At 72.5% G+C, this 11,831-nt stretch carries 8 protein-coding genes; 1 reads left to right on the top strand and 7 read right to left on the bottom strand.

What is annotated here, in order from left to right; all coding sequences use genetic code 11:
• Positions 1 to 160: 160 nt before the first annotated feature.
• The 4 genes from ACFC2L_RS14655 to ACFC2L_RS14640 form a co-directional block, all read right to left on the bottom strand.
• The gene (locus tag ACFC2L_RS14655; protein ID WP_375825018.1) at positions 161 to 1,246 is read right to left on the bottom strand and encodes a hypothetical protein; all 1,086 of its coding nucleotides are present in this window, start codon (positions 1,244 to 1,246) and stop codon (positions 161 to 163) included.
• 46 nt (positions 1,247 to 1,292) lie between these two features.
• A complete protein-coding gene (locus tag ACFC2L_RS14650; protein WP_375825017.1) occupies positions 1,293 to 1,679 on the bottom strand; it encodes a hypothetical protein in 387 nt (128 codons plus the stop codon).
• A 214-nt stretch (positions 1,680 to 1,893) separates the two neighbouring features.
• Positions 1,894 to 2,427, bottom strand: coding sequence for a nucleotidyltransferase family protein (locus ACFC2L_RS14645; RefSeq protein ID WP_375825016.1), 534 nt, complete (start codon positions 2,425 to 2,427; stop codon positions 1,894 to 1,896).
• A 47-nt stretch (positions 2,428 to 2,474) separates the two neighbouring features.
• The gene (locus tag ACFC2L_RS14640) at positions 2,475 to 2,993 is read right to left on the bottom strand and encodes a hypothetical protein (RefSeq protein WP_375825015.1); all 519 of its coding nucleotides are present in this window, start codon (positions 2,991 to 2,993) and stop codon (positions 2,475 to 2,477) included.
• 51 nt (positions 2,994 to 3,044) lie between these two features.
• Here ACFC2L_RS14640 and ACFC2L_RS14635 point away from each other — a divergent pair, with 51 nt between their 5' ends.
• Entirely contained in the window at positions 3,045 to 3,680 is a 636-nt protein-coding gene (locus ACFC2L_RS14635) for a glycosyltransferase (protein ID WP_375825014.1), read from the top strand.
• Between the two features lie 232 nt (positions 3,681 to 3,912).
• Here ACFC2L_RS14635 and ACFC2L_RS14630 read toward each other — a convergent pair whose 3' ends face one another.
• The 3 genes from ACFC2L_RS14630 to ACFC2L_RS14620 all read right to left on the bottom strand — a co-directional run bounded on the left by ACFC2L_RS14630 (position 3,913) and on the right by ACFC2L_RS14620 (position 11,831).
• A complete protein-coding gene (locus ACFC2L_RS14630; protein ID WP_375825013.1) occupies positions 3,913 to 6,384 on the bottom strand; it encodes an OmpL47-type beta-barrel domain-containing protein in 2,472 nt (823 codons plus the stop codon).
• 168 nt (positions 6,385 to 6,552) lie between these two features.
• Positions 6,553 to 10,485 carry a ThuA domain-containing protein gene (locus ACFC2L_RS14625; protein WP_375825012.1) on the bottom strand — a complete coding sequence of 1,311 codons (3,933 nt, stop codon included), beginning with the start codon at positions 10,483 to 10,485 and terminating at the stop codon, positions 6,553 to 6,555.
• A 182-nt stretch (positions 10,486 to 10,667) separates the two neighbouring features.
• Positions 10,668 to 11,831, bottom strand: coding sequence for a multicopper oxidase domain-containing protein (locus ACFC2L_RS14620; protein WP_375825011.1), 1,164 nt, complete (start codon positions 11,829 to 11,831; stop codon positions 10,668 to 10,670).

Below are 11,831 nucleotides of genomic sequence, written 5' to 3'. Positions count from 1 at the left end.
GTCGTGCGTCGGGTACTCACCCGCCGTCTCTGGAGGCACGGTAGTCGACTCTCTGAAGGCAGGGAGTCGACGACCGCGTCGTCTCGCCTCGGCGGCCCACAGCCGGAGCTGCACCGCAGGACGGGCCGCACCTCGCGGCCCGTCCCACGGCGTCGGACCTTCAGCGCGCGACGACGGCGCCTCCCAGCGGGCCTGCCGTGGGCTGGATCTCGCGCGCGTAGCAGTAGAACCCGGGCACGCGCGCTCCGGACCGGAACGTCACCTTGTTGAGCTGGCCACTCTGGCTCGCGATGACGGTCCACGGGAGAGGTCCACCCGCGGCCGCATCCACGAGCTGCTGCAGCGCCGCGCGCGACGAGTCCGCGTTGAGGTAGACCGGCACGCCGCGCACGGTCGCCCAGACGACGGCGCGTCCACCGAACGTCCCCACGTCGGCCAGCGTCGGCGCGCCCGTCGCGAGCACCGACCGCACGTGCTCCAGCAGGTGCGGCTCGTCGAACGGGTCGTCCTTCGTCCCGCGCGGGGCGGGCCGCACCGGTGCGGGCACAGGGCTGCGACGACCGGTCGGAGTGCTCGCGCGCCCCGGCGCGGAGCCACCTGCCGCCGCACGGTCCGCCTCGGTGTACGCGGCGTGCTGGTCGCGCGCGGCAGCGGGCGCCGCGCCGGCCCACACGGCTCCACGCATCGCGGCCATGCTGCGCGACGTCGCGGCGTACGCCTGGTCGACGTTCGCCGTGTCGTACGTGAGCGACCGCTCGCGCTTCACGCCGAGCGACGCGCCGACCTCGATCGCGTCCTGGTTGGCGCCCATGTAGAGGAACGTCCATCCGAACTGCTCCTCGCGCTCGGTGACGAGCGCCTTGATCGCGGCGTGCGTGTACTCCTTGGAGTCGTTCTCGAGGCCGTCGGTCATGATCCCGACGATCACGGCGCCGGGCCGCTGCTCCTCGGGGAGCTGGGCGATGCGCAGCGCCGTGGTCTGCACGAGGCGCCCGATGGAGTCGAGCAGCGCGGTCATGCCACGCGGGTGCAGGTCCAGCGGGGGGACCTCGCGCACGTCGAGGTCCGTGTAGACCTCCTCGTACTCGTTGTCGAACTGCGCGAGCGTGACCGTGCAGCGGCCGGGTGCGTCGCGCTGCTCGGTGAGGAACAGGTCGAAGCCCTGCTCGGTGGCCTGCTTGATCGACTGCATCGAGCCGGACCGGTCGAGCAGCATGGCGAGGTGGGTGAGGGTCTGGTCAGGCATGGCGGTTCCCTTCGTCGTGCTGCTGGACGGACGGTGCTGTGGACGGTTAGGTGCGGCGGCGGAACCTCAGCGGTTCGACGGCGGTCGTCGGCTCGGGCGGCGGGGTTCCCCGCTCGCGGTCGTAGCGGGCGCGCGTGACGCCCTCGGCGGAGACGCGGCCGTCGGGGCCGGAGTAGCCCGCGAGCGCCGGGGTCCGCGCGATGCGGGGCGGCACGGTGTTGGGCGCGACGCCGGCCGACTCGGCGACGGAACGCATGGACGACCCGGCGAGCAGCGCCTCGGCCATCGCCTCGTCGAGCGCGACGTCGAGGAGCGCGCGTGCCCGCGACAGCGGCTCGACGGCCTCGCCCGGCGCGGCGGTCGACGCCTCGTCGAGCGCTGCGCGTGCGGCGTCGAGGCGAGGTCGAGGGTGTCGCGACGGGTCCGTGGCCATGCAGTGACCCTACGTGCAGTAACTGCACATGCGCAAGAGGTGCGCGCACATCGTGCTCGCACCCACCGCGGGAGACGTAGCCCGGCGCCGGAGTTCCAGGCTCAGCCAGCGAGGTTCGAGCGCTCAGCCACTCCTCGCCGCGACGCTCCTCAGGGCTGCGGCGTACTCGACGAGATCGTTCTCGACGGTCGCGCAGGGTCGGCGTCGGTCCGCCTCACAGGGGGATCGCCTGGACGGTGGCGCGCACCTCCGGCCGGAGCGATCGCTCCGGCACGACGTCCACCGCGCGACCCAGGATCTCCTCGAGCTCGAGCTGGAGGGCGGCCAGCCCCATGAGGCCCACCGTGTCGTCCACGTCGACGAGGAGGTCAACGTCCGACTCGGGCGTGTCGGTGCCCGTCGCGACCGACCCGAACACACGGACGTTCCCTGCTCCGTGCCGAGCAGCCGCAGAGACCACCGCGTCGCGCTTCCCGCGCAGCACGGTGTCGAGCACCGTCGTCGGCCCCGCGCTCGCCTCGACCTTCGCCGCGGCACCGGGCTCGGCAGACCGATCGAGCAGTCGCTTGATCTCCGGCTGACTCCTCCCGAGGCCTGCGGCGATGCGCCGCTGGCTCCATCCGAGCTCAGCCGCCTGTCGCGCACCCCGCTCGAGCGTCGCGCTCGCCTCGTCCCGCAGGGCGCGCGCCCTCGTCGCGAGCCCACCGAGATACGCCTCGAACGCGGCCTCGACCGACGACCCTTCCACCATCCCCACCTCCGATATCAGATGCTATCGGCACCATTGCCCGCTCGTCACCCGTTCGCGGCCTCGCGCAGGATCCGCACGGCCCGGGGCCCGACCCCGTGCAGGGCGAGCAGGTCCGCGTCGGCGATCCGGGCGACGTCGGACAACGTGGTGATGCCCGCCCCGGCGAGCGCGCGCGTGGCGGGCCGTCCGATGGCGGCGGGGAGGTCGCCGACCGTGCCGGGCTCCGCGCCGTCGGCCGCGAGGAGGGTCGCGGCCAGGCGCCGGGGCGCACGGGCGAGCCACGCGCGCCGCACCCAGTGGTTGGCCTGCAGACCGTCGACGTCGGCGAGGGGCACGCCCGCGCCGAGCAGGTGGTCGCCGCGCGTCACCCGCGAGGCCGTCGGGTGCTCGGCGAGCAGCCGTGCGACGTCGTCATCCACCAGCCGGAGCTGCACGACGGCGGCCCTCGTCACCGCCACGAACCGCCGCCCGCGCACGGCGAAGGCGACCGTCCCGGCGTTCGAACCCTCCGCCGTCTCGGGCAGGGCGAGCGCGGCCGCACGGACCTGGGTGAGCGTCGTCATGCCGCCACCCTGCCACGTGCTTCCGACCGTCGGTCCGGCAGACTGTCCACCGTGAGCAGCGACCGCCGACCCCGGCAGCCGTACCGGCCGAGCATGGTGTGGACGGCGGTGCGCGGCGGGGTGCGCGGGCGCGAGCGCCTGACGCCGGTCGTCGACTACCTCGCGGTGCTGCTGATCCTGATCGCGCTGTGCGGTGGCGCGGTGTGGTTCGCCGTGTGGCTCCTGCGGAACGACGAGGGGTTCGCGGCGGCGTTGATCGGCATCGTCGCCGTCGCCTTCGGCGGCGGGCTGGTGGCCTACGTGCGCGGGCCGTCGAAGGCGGCGGTCGTGCTGCGGCCGCACGAGGTCGAGCTGCCGGTGGGCGGTGCGGAGGTGGTCCGGGTCGTCGTGCGGTGGGAGGACGTCGCGGCCGTGCGGGTCGAGCCGGGCGAGCGGCGCCCGACGCTGCGGGTCGAGCTGCACGACGGCGCGCGGGCCCGGCACGCCGAGGGCGAGGACCTGCTCCAGGTCCGCCCGGCGAACGGGCCGGACCCGGACACGGTCGACGTCGCGGACGCCGAGGCGGTCGCCCGCGTCCTGCGGCACCTGCTGGACCACCCCGAGGACCGCGCGCGCCTCGCGCAGCGCGGCGGGGTGGGCATCGTCCTCGCGTTCGCGCGCCCGGTCTACGGCGACCCGCCCGCCTGACCCGGCCGCCGACGTCGGCAGCCACGCGCCGAACACGACCTCACCCGCCGTCGAGCACGACATGAGAGTCGCCAGACGACCGATAACGACCTTCATGTCGTGTTCGGCGCGGGAACGGGAGGGCGGCAGCTGGGGTGGTCCGGGTACGACGACGGCCCGAGCCCGCACCTGGGGGGGTGCGGGGTCGGGCCGTCGTCGATCGGACTGGTTCGGTCGGACTGTCAGGCGTCGGTCAGCGGCGACCGATGTCGGACAGCTCGGCCGCGGCGATGATGAGCTCACGCTCGGCGTCGTCGAGCACGCCGTCCCACACGAGGTCCTCGGTCACGAGGCTCACGTGGTCGACGAACTCGCGGTGGGTCGAGTACTCGTCGGTCTCGGCGACGTAGTCGTTCACGGTGCAGCCCGTGCCGTCGTCGTAGTTCTGGACGGTGCTGTCGTGGCCGTCGATGACGACGGTCGGACGGACGTCCGAGCCCACGCAGCGGTCGCGGACGAGCTGCAGGACCGTGAAGGTCACCTCGCCGGTCGTGACGTTGCCGACGCCGTCGACGGCGCGGTAGCGGACCACGTGCTGGCCGTCGGCCGCGAACGCGACCGGGGCCGCGTAGCGCTGCCAGGAACCGCCGTCGGCCTGGAACTCGATGCGGTCGACGCCCGACTCCTCGTCCACCGCGGTGAGCGTGACCCGGGCGCTGGCGACGAAGTCGCCGTCACGGGTCCGGCTGCCGCTGACGGCGGCCGTGACGACGGGGCCGTCGGTGTCGCCCGGCTCCTCGCCGCCCGCGATGACGAACGTCGCCGTCTTCAGGGCGGAGACGTTGCCCGCGACGTCCGTCGCGCGGTACGTGACGGTGTGCGCGCCCGGAGTCCGCACGGAGATCTGCTTCGCGTACGGGAGCCACTCCCCGCCGTCGACCTGGTACTCGACCGAGGCGACGCCGGAGTCGGCGTCCGTCGCGAGGAGGCGCAGGAAGACGGTCGAGAGGTACTCGCCGGCCTCGTTCTTCGCCCCGCCCATCACGCGGTGGTCGACCGTGGGGGCGACGGTGTCGCCGCCCTGGCCGGCCACGACGTCGAACGTGAGGCTCGCGGGCTCCGTGACGTTGCCCGCCACGTCGGTCGCGCGGTAGGCGAGCGTGTGCCGACCGGGCTCGTCGACGACGACTGCCTCGGTGTACTCGGTCCAGCCCGCACCGTCCAGGTCGTACTCGACGGACGCGACGCCGGAGCCGTCGTCGGTCGCGGTGAGCTGCACGGACGCGGAGCCGACGTAGGCGCCGTCCTCGTCCTGCGCGCCGCTGAGCTGCGTCTCGACGACCGGGGCCGTCGTGTCCTCGCCGGCGTCGGCGACGACGACGAACTCCGTGACGGACTCCTCGGACACGTTGCCCGCGGCGTCGGTCGCCCGGTAGACGAGCGTGTGCTCGCCGGGCTCGTCGACGACGAGCGGCTCGGTGTACGGGGCCCAGCCGGCGCCGTCGAGGTCGTACTCGACGCTCTCCACGCCGGACGCGTCGTCCGTCGCGGTGAGCGTCGCCGTGGCGGACCCGACGAACGCGCCGTTGTCGTCCTGCTCTCCCGTGACCTCCGCGGTCACGGTCGGGGCGGTCGTGTCCTGCTCGCCGTCCTCGACGACCGTGAAGGTCACCGAGCCGACCTCGGACACGTTGCCGGCGACGTCGGTCGCGCGGAAGGAGACGGTGTGCTCACCGAGGTCGGTGAAGGGCACCGTCGTCGTGTAGGGCAGCCACGCGCCGCCGTCGACCTGGTACTCGACCGACGCGACGCCCGACCCCTCGTCCGAGGCGTGGAGCATGAACGCGGCCGTGCCGATGTACGCGCCGTTCTCGTCCTGCTGGCCCATGACCATGGGCTCGACGGTCGGCGCGGTCGTGTCCTCCTCGACGTCGCCCTCGACGACGGTGAACTCCGCGGTCTGGGCCTCGGACGTGTTGCCCGCCGTGTCGGTCGCGCGGAACTGCAGGGTGTGCGCGCCGACGGCGTCGACGAGGAACGGCTCGGTGTACGCCTGCCAGCCCGCGCCGTCGAGGTCGTACTCGACCCCGGCCACGCCCGAGTCGTCGTCGGTCGCGGCGAGGGTGACGGTCGCGCCGCCCACGTAGGCGCCGTCGCCGTCCTGCTCGCCGGTGACCTGGGCGGTCACGGACGGGGCCGTCGTGTCGTCGCCCCCGCCGCCGTCGGTGACGACGAGCTCGCCCCACATCTCCCCGTGCCCGGGGATGGCGCAGAAGTAGCGGTACGTGCCCGGCGTGAGGTTCACCTGGACCTCGTGGCGCCCGCCGTTGGCGTCGAACGGGCTCGCGAGGATGTTGACGTCGACGTCGTGGTTGTAGCCGGCCGTCCCCGTGTCGAACGTGAGCGTGTGGCTCATGCCGAACGTGCTGCCGGTCGCCATGCTGTTCTCGAAGACGAGAGTCGCAGGGCCGGCCTCGGCCGTGGCCGGGAAGGTCTTGTAGTCGGTCACGCTGTTGTCCGCGGTCCAGGTGAGGACCTGCTCGGCGGCGACGGTGGCGTCGGCGGCGGACACGACGGCGGACGACGCCGTCGCCGGTGCGGTGGGGGTCGCCGAGGCCGGGGCGACGGTGAGGACCGTCGTCGCGGTGAGTCCGGCGACCGTGGCGGCGAGGAGCCGCCGCGGGCCGCGGCGGCGGGAGCCGCCGGGACTGGTACGTCGTTCCATGAGGGTGCACTCCTCCGGGGGTGTCTGGGGTTCTGTCAGGCTGGGTTCGGGCTGGTCGGGCGCGGGTCGGGCGGGCCGTGCGGCCTGCCCCGGGGCCGCCGTCGTGCGGGACGACGGCGGCCCCGGGTCGGCGGGGACGGCCGGCTGGGCCGTCCCCGCCGGGCGGTGCTACAGGTCCGCCACCCGGACGTCACGGAACTCGATGAGGTCCGAGTTCCCGTGGTTCTGCAGCCCGATGAACCCGCTGTCGAACTGGCGCAGGTCCGTGGGCGGGTCGCCCGCACGGGACGACTGGATCCCCGGCGCGTTCTCGAACTCGTTGATCACGACGCCGTTGCGGATGATCGTGTAGTGCTGGCCCACGACCCGGATCTCGTACTCGTTCCACTCGCCCTTGGGCTTCTCCCCGCCGGTGTTCAGGCCGACCGGGTCGAAGTTGTAGACCGAGCCCGTCTTCTGCGGCTCGCCCGTGGGTCCGTCGTAGATCTGGATCTCGTGGCCGCAGTAGATCGCGACCCACGCGGGTGACTGGTTGTTCGCGCACTGCGCGTCACCCGGGTCGTTCGGGTTCGGGAACCGGGTGAACACGCCGGTGTTGGCGTAGTGGTCACCCGCCGAGACGTCGCGGTACAGGAGCTTCACGGAGAAGTCCCCGAGCTCCTCGCCCGCGTACCAGAGCATCCCCAGGCCGCCGCTCGACTTGAGCGAGCCGCCCGGCTCGAGCGTGAACTTGCCGCCCGGAGCCTGGAACCAGTCGTACAGCGACGCCTCGGTGCCGTCGAAGATCGTGCGGTACCCGCCGGGGTACGCGCCGATCTGCGACCGGGCCGCCGCGTCGACGAGGCGAGCACGCTCGCGGTCGCTGATGCGGCTGTCGTCGTACAGGCTCTTCGCCACCGACTCGACGTGCGCCAGGAACCGGGCGTGGGAGCGCCACTCCTTCTCGTCCTGGAACAGGTCGGCGATGTTGCAGGCGCCCAGGTCGCGGTTCTCGACCGTGGAGTCGACCTCGCCGAAGAACACGGTCTCGCGGTCGTCGGGCAGGGTGCACGACGGCGAGCCGTCGGTCGTGACGGTGGCCGTCGTCCCGTCCGCGTACGTGACGGTGAGCTTGGCCTCGTAGTTCTTGACGCGCGGGTACTTGTGCTTCGGGTTGGCCTGACGCGAGGTCGAGCCGTCGCCGAACTCCCAGAGGTAGGAGACGCCACCGGAACGCGCACCGGTGAACTGCACCGTCAGCGGGTCGCCCTGGATGCTCGTCGCGGACGCCGCCGGAGCCGGGGTCGGAGCCCCGCCCTGGTACGTGATCCGCATGAGCTTCTGGTTCGGGTCGAGGCTGAAGAAGCCCCCCGCGTAGTCGACCAGGTACAGCGCGCCGTCCGGACCGAACTTCGCGTCCATCCAGCTCTGCAGCAGCCCGTCACCACGACCGCCCGGGATGATCTGGCGCAGGTCCTCCATGAACACGGGGGCGTCCAGGTTCTCCGGGTCGACCGTCACCGCGACGCGGTTGTTCGAGTTCGACTGGTCGCCGATGAACCACTTGCCCTCCCAGTACGACGGCCACGCGACGTCCGAGTCGGGGTCGACCTGCGACTGGCGGTAGGTCGGGCCGGACATGACGGCCTGGCCGCCACCCCGCAGCCACGGGATGGTGTAGGTGGCCTCGCTGTCGACGTACGACGGGATGCCGTTGCCGCGGTCCGGGAACACCGGCCCGCCGCCCGAGGGCGAGTACCAGATCATGTTGTCGCGCACCGGCGGGAGGTCCACGAGGCCCGTGTTGCGCGGCGACGTGTTCTTCAGGTTGTCGCAGTCGTACCAGTCGGTGAGGACGCTCGCGTCCTCGTTGCTCCGGTCACGGTACGGCTGCCCGTTGCCCATGCAGTACGGCCAGCCCTGGTTGCCCGCGGACGTGATGATCGTCGCGGTCTCGTACTTGGCCGGGCCGAGGTCCGGGTTCGGGAGGGTCGCGTCCGGGCCGACCCAGGCCGCGGTCAGCCAGTCCGTGTCGGGGTCGATCTGCAGGCGCGAGATGTTGCGCACGCCCATGACGTAGATCTCCGGACGCGTCTTGTCCGCGGGGTACTCGCCCACCGGGAACAGGTTGTCCTCGGGGATCGTGTACGTGCCGTCGTCCTCGGGGTGGATCCGCAGGATCTTGCCGTTGAGGTCGTTCGTGTTGCCCGCCGTGCGGCGCGCGTCCTGGAAGCTCAGGCCCGCGTACTCCTGCGTCCAGTTGTTGCCGGAGTACCCGCTCGAGCCGCCGGACGAGTTGTTGTCGCCCGAGCCGACGTAGAGGTTGCCCTTGCTGTCGAACGCCATGCCGCCGCCCGCGTGGCAGCAGCTGTGGATCTGCGTCTCCCACTCGAGCAGGTCGACCCGCGTGCTCTGGTCGATCGTCGGGGTCGCCGGGTCGTAGGTGAACCGCGAGACCGTGCGGTAGCCGACGCGACGCTCACGGTCGATGTTCTCGTGCGGCATCCAGTACACGTACAGCCAGTGGTTCGTCGCGAAGTCGGGGTCGGGCACGATGCCGAGCAGGCCCTCCTCGTTCTTCACGAGCTCGTCGCCGCTGCCGCGGTTGCCCATGACGTCGAGCGTCGTGAGCAGCTTCGCCTCGCCCGTCTCCGGGTCCCACTGGTGGATCGTGCCGCAGCCGAGGCCCACGTTCGGGTCGCTCCACGGGACGATCGGGCCGGTCGCGCAGGCGCCGCGGCCGATGTAGAAGACCGTGCCGTCGGGCGCGATCGTCAGGCCGTGCTGCTCGCCGTTCTGGTCGAGCGTGCCCGCCGTGTTCACCTTCGACAGGCGCTCGGCCTTGTAGTTCGACGCGATCGTGGCCTGGCAGTCGCCGCGCACGACGCCCGTCGTCCACTGCAGCGCGCCGAGCAGGTGCTCGCGGAACGTCGCGTCCTGCCAGCTCTCCGGCGTGCCGCCCATGCCGGTGAAGAACGACCGGCCGCCGTCGTAGTCACGGCACCAGGAGAGGGGCTGGAACGGGTTCGTCGTCGGGCCGGCCTCGGGGCCGGGCTCGAGCGTCGCGACCGTGTGCACGTCACCGGTCGGGTCGTCGGCCCAGTCGAGCCACCGGTCCTCGCGGTCCCACGTGAGCGGGAGGTCCGCCGTCGCGGGGTGCTGGCGGTCGACCAGGTCGACCGTGCGCTCCTCGAGCGGGATCTCCGGGTCGGGCTGCTCGACGGAGTCGGGGCCGAAGATCGAGAACTCGGCGAGCTGGACCTCGGCGTCGCCCGAGTTCGCGGTGACGTCCAGGCGGTACCAGCCGTACTCGGTCTCGTTCCCGACGTCGAACGTGCGCGGCTGGAAGCGCTGCGGGAAGTCCTCGTCGGTGCGCGTGTCGAGGTCGACCCACGTCTGCCCGTCGGTCGAGCCCTGGACCTTCCAGTTCTTCGGGTCGCGGCCCGCGGAGTCGTTCGCCGACGTGATGCCGTACTTCACGAGCGCGACGGGCTGCTCCATGCGCAGCGTGAGCTGGCCCGTGCGGGCGAACGTCAGCCACTTGGTGTTGGGGTCGCCGTCGACGGCCTTGGCCGGCGTCTCGGCGGCCGGGCTGCGGCCGGTGCCGGTCGCCTCGGCGACCTTCTCCGACGTCATCGTCGCGCCCTGGATCCGGGCGCCGACGAGGCCCTCGAACCACTTCGACGCGGACTGGGCGCGCGCGGCGTCGCGCACGCCGAGGAAGCCACCGCCCTTGTTGATGTACGCCTGGAGCGCGGCCTCCTGCTCGCCGCTCAGCTCGATGCCCTCCGAGGAGAGCATGACGACGCCGCGGTACTCGCCGAGCGTCGCCTCGCTGAGCATCGCGGGGTCGGACGTCGCCTCGACGTCGAACCCGTTCGCGGCACCCAGCTCGGTCAGCGCCGCGGTCGCGGCGACGACCGGGTCGGTCTGCTCGTCGGGCGCGCCGTGGAACACGAGGACGCGCACGGCCGTCGTGGCCGCGGCGGTGGCGACCGGAGCCGTGGCGAGCGCGCCGCTCGAGGCGACGGCGCTGCTCGGCGCCGTCGCGACGGGCTGGGCGGACGCCGGGATCACGGCGGCGCTCGCGACGAGCGCGACGCTCGTGAGGCCCACGGTCATGGCCAATAGTGCTCCTGGTCGGGAGCGTCCCCTCGTGGGGGATGTCGATCGTCTGGACAGCACTCTCCAACTCCTTCGTCATCGGTGCGGCGCTCCCGGCCGGGCCGGGAGCGGGTCGTGCTGGCGGGTGGTGCTGGTGCGGGGCGAGCCCGCGACCCGTCGGTGCTGGATCAGCCGACGGCTCAGTGGCCGGCGTGCCCCGTGAGGTCGACGACGGCCGGCCCGGTCCCTCCGGCCGCGGCACCACCGGTGGTGGCCGCCGCGCCGTCGGTCGTGGCGGTCCCGCCCGACGGCGCGGACATGGTGTGGCTGCCGTGACCCTGGAACCGGTCGATGGATTCCTGCGCCCCCGGCGGCATGGAGCCGTCGGCGTTGCGCACGAGGAAGATGCCGGCCATCCCGCCGTCGGAGTGGAACTGGACGTGGCAGTGGTACATCCACGCCCCCGGGCCGACGCCCAGACCGGCGACGACCTGGAACCCGAACGCGTCGCCCGGGTTGAGGTCCCGGTTGTCCACGACCTGGCTCGTGTCGTACTGGTCCGCGAGCAGGCCGGTGCGGTTGTTCGCCCAGCGGTGCGCGTGCAGGTGGAAGGTGTGGAGCTGGTTCCCGTGGCCGATGCAGATGAACTCGACGCGCTCGCCGAGCTTGGCCTCGTACATCGGCGTGTCCGGGGCGACCTTGTTGTTGATGGTCATGTCGTTGAAGACCATCGTGAACTGCTTCTGCGGCAGGACGTCCCCGATGCGGCGCACGACGAGCGCACCGTAGAGCCCGGCGGCGATCCCCTGCGTGCCGTGGTCGCCCCACGCGTGGTCGTGGTAGTGCCAGTAGCCCGCGCTGCCCGGCATCCAGATACCGCGGTCGCGCGCCATCTTGACGGTCGACCAGGTGTACGTCCGCGTCTCGCCCGGCTCGTTGAAGGAGTTGTTGAAGGCGCTGCCGTCGCTGTTGACGTCGTAGTTCACGCCGTGCGGGTGGATCGACAGGCGCTTGTCCGTCGTGTTGACGAGCGTGATCTCGAGGGTCTCGCCCTCCCACATCTCGAGGATCGGGCCGGGGACCGTGGCCTTGCCGCGCTCGAGGCCGTAGCCGACGAGCGTGTCGGAGATCCGCTCGGCGTACATGGTGATCTTGCGGACGTCGCCCACGGCGGTGGCCACCGCACCGGTGGCCGCGCCGGTCGTCGTCGCGGCGGCGGCGGGGGGTGCCGCGGCGACGCTGCCGCCGGCGCCCAGCAGCAGAGCGGCCGCGGGGCTCGCGGCGACGACGCCTGCCCCCGCGAGAAGCGCCCGTCGCGAGAGCGGCCTGGCGGGCGTCTCGGTCTCGGTCGTCTGGTCGGGCAT

The sequence above is a fragment of the Cellulosimicrobium sp. NPDC055967 genome (assembly GCF_042269845.1).
GTDB lineage: Bacteria > Actinomycetota > Actinomycetes > Actinomycetales > Cellulomonadaceae > Cellulosimicrobium.
This window is presented reverse-complemented; position numbering and strand designations above follow the sequence as displayed.

What these genes read in the sequence shown, in the direction of transcription:
- ACFC2L_RS14625 (WP_375825012.1), bottom strand. Translation starts at nt 10,485, where the DNA reads ATGACCGTGGGCCTCACGAGCGTCGCGCTCGTCGCGAGCGCCGCCGTG.
- ACFC2L_RS14620 (WP_375825011.1), bottom strand. Translation starts at nt 11,831, where the DNA reads ATGCCCGACCAGACGACCGAGACCGAGACGCCCGCCAGGCCGCTCTCG.
- ACFC2L_RS14655 (WP_375825018.1), bottom strand. Translation starts at nt 1,246, where the DNA reads ATGCCTGACCAGACCCTCACCCACCTCGCCATGCTGCTCGACCGGTCC.
- ACFC2L_RS14650 (WP_375825017.1), bottom strand. Translation starts at nt 1,679, where the DNA reads ATGGCCACGGACCCGTCGCGACACCCTCGACCTCGCCTCGACGCCGCA.
- ACFC2L_RS14630 (WP_375825013.1), bottom strand. Translation starts at nt 6,384, where the DNA reads ATGGAACGACGTACCAGTCCCGGCGGCTCCCGCCGCCGCGGCCCGCGG.
- ACFC2L_RS14640 (WP_375825015.1), bottom strand. Translation starts at nt 2,993, where the DNA reads ATGACGACGCTCACCCAGGTCCGTGCGGCCGCGCTCGCCCTGCCCGAG.